The following is a 2552-nucleotide window of genomic DNA, read 5'->3' as shown; positions in this document are numbered from 1 at the left end:
GCAAGTGGCAACGGCACAGCCTACGCCCGCCCCGACGCAGGTCGCCGCGGCGCAGCGTCGCCCCTCCCGTGCCGAAGAAGCGCGACTGCGGCGCGCGGCGGAGCGTGCGGCGCGCCCCGTGCTGACCAGCCGCTCGACGGGCACGGGCGTCGTCCCGGTACCGGCCCCCGTGCCCACGTCGACGCCAGCGACGCTGGCCGTCGCCACGACGAACGTCGCGCCAGTGGTGCCAAGGGTCGCCACGCCAGCGCCTACGTCCACTCCAACTCCCACCCCGCAACCTGCGTCGACGCCGGCACCTGCATCGACCCCGGCATCCGAGCGGCAGGTGATGGTCGCTGCCGCGCCGCGGACGCCGGCACCGCTCGCCGGCGGTGCGACTGCGGCCACCACGGCGGTGGGGACACAGGCCACGCCGGTCGCGACCGCGGCTACCGGCGCGTCGCCACCCGCCGCTACCGCGCCCGTCGCTTCCACCGTGGCGCAGGCCGCGCCCTCGTCCGGCGCGACCCCGCCGGCGCAGTTGGCCAGCGCGACACCAATTCCCGGCGTCGTGCCGGCGGTGGCCGTTCCATCGTCCGCGGCGGCCACGCCGGCGCCGGAACGCGCACTGGTCCAGCCGGCGAACCCGGCGCCGCCGCCGCGCCCCACCGCGATCCGCACGAGCGAGGATTCGATCCTGGCGCGGATCGTCGCGGGGATCACCATCCCCGCTTCCGAGCTTGGCGTGGCGCCGATGCCGGGAGCGGCACCCGCTCCGGCACCCCAGCCGGCCGATACGTCGACCCCGAACGCAACCGTCGCCGCCAGCGCGCTTGACGAAGCTGCGCGCGCAGCGGAGCGCAATGCCGCCGCCGACGAGGAGCGGCGCGCCCGGCTGGAGGCCAAGCGAGCCGCGGTCGCGAAGGCGCTGGCGGACCGCAAGGCAAAGGAAGCCGCAGAACGCAAGGCGCAGGAACTGGCCGAGAAGAAGGAAGCGGCCGCGAAGGCCGCCGCCGAGAAGAAGGCCGCCCGGTCCGAGCCGCAGCGCATCTGGGTGCAGGTGTCGAGCGGTGCCAACGAGGGTGATCTCCTCAAGGCGTGGAAGGCGGTGCAGGGGCGCGCCAGCGCGCTGGCGGGGCGGCGTGGGTATTCGACCCCGCTGCGCGCCACGAACCGGGTTGTCACCGGCCCGTTCAAGACCGAGGCGGAGGCGCGGGCGTTCGTCAATACACTGACGAAGCAAGGGCTTTCTTCCTTCACCTTCACCAGCGCGCCCGGTCAGAAGATGACCCGGCTCGACGAGCGATAACGCGCGTGACCGATCTCGCCCCATGGGCCGCGCTGCCAGCGCACAGCCGCGGGCGATGCCATGAGGAGGAAGCGGGCGATCGTGGCCCGCGCGACTGCTTCCAGCGCGATCGGGATCGGATCATTCACTCGATCAGCTTCCGGCGGTTGCGCCACAAAACGCAGGTGTTTCTGGCCCCCGATGGCGATCATTTCCGCGTGCGCCTGACGCACAGTCTGGAAGTGGCGCAGATCGGCCGCACCATCGCCCGTACATTGGGGCTGAACGAGGACCTGACCGAGGCATTGTGCCTGGCGCACGATATCGGCCACCCGCCGTTCGGTCATGCCGGTGAGGATGCGCTGCAACGGGCGACCGCAGCGCAGGGCGGGTTCGATCACAATGGCCATACGCTGCGCACGCTGATGCGGATCGAGCGCCCGTACCCGCGCTGGCCCGGCCTGAACCTCACCTGGGAAACGCTGGAGGGGTTGGCGAAGCACAACGGCCCCATTCACGCGCCCGGCTGGGCGCTGGCGGAAGCGGACCGGGAAGCGGGGCTGGAATTGACCAGCCATGCCTCACTGGAGGCGCAGGTGGCGGCGTTGGCTGACGATATCGCCTATGACAATCACGATATCGACGATGGCCTGCGTGCCGGATTGCTGACGCTGGAGCAGATCGAGGCGGTGCCGATGGTGGCGGAGGGCTGGGCGCGCCTGTCGACTCGCTTTCCCGACTTGCCACGCGCGCGACTGGCCGGCGAACTGATCCGCAGCCAGATTGGCGCGATGGTCAATGATCTGATCGCCGAATCGCGTCGCCGGATCGCGGCGGCGGAGGTGCGGACGGTGGACGATGTGCGCGCGGCGGGGCAGGCGCTGATCGCGTTCTCGCCGGCGATGGCGGCGGCGGAGCGCGAACTCAAACGCTTCATGTACGCCAATCTGTATCATCATCCGCGCCAACTGGAAGCGGCTGCCGCGGCGCATCATGTCGTCGCGGGCCTGTTCGCTGCTTATCGCGATGACCCGCTGCGCTTGCCGCAGGAATGGCGCGATCGCCTGCCGGCGGCGGAGCCGGCGATCAGCCGTCATATCGCTGATTTCATCGCGGGGATGACCGATCGCTACGCCGTCGCGCGCTATCGCGAGGTCGTGGGGCCGATCGATCTGCCGGAAGGATTCTGAGGGTATCGCGCCGGTGAACGATGCTCGCCACGAAAAAGGGTGGCGCCCACGGCACCGCCCTTCGTCACACAGAGGAATCGGCGATCAGTTGG

The 2552-nt window shown here is 70.8% G+C and carries 2 protein-coding genes; both read left to right on the top strand.

What is annotated here, in order from left to right; translation table 11 throughout:
* Positions 1-1291 (top strand): SPOR domain-containing protein (locus ACFDSW_RS16265; protein WP_375251300.1); only part of this gene is annotated, 1291 nt, incomplete at its 5' end.
* A 5-nt stretch (positions 1292-1296) separates the two neighbouring features.
* A complete protein-coding gene (locus ACFDSW_RS16260; RefSeq protein ID WP_375251299.1) occupies positions 1297-2460 on the top strand; it encodes a deoxyguanosinetriphosphate triphosphohydrolase in 1164 nt (387 codons plus the stop codon).
* The last annotated feature ends 92 nt before the right edge of the window (positions 2461-2552 follow it).

The sequence above is a fragment of the Sphingomonas sp. genome (genome assembly GCF_042091075.1).
Taxonomy (GTDB): domain Bacteria; phylum Pseudomonadota; class Alphaproteobacteria; order Sphingomonadales; family Sphingomonadaceae; genus Sphingomonas.
Note: the sequence above shows the minus strand (reverse complement) of the source record. Positions and strands in the feature narration are given on the sequence as shown.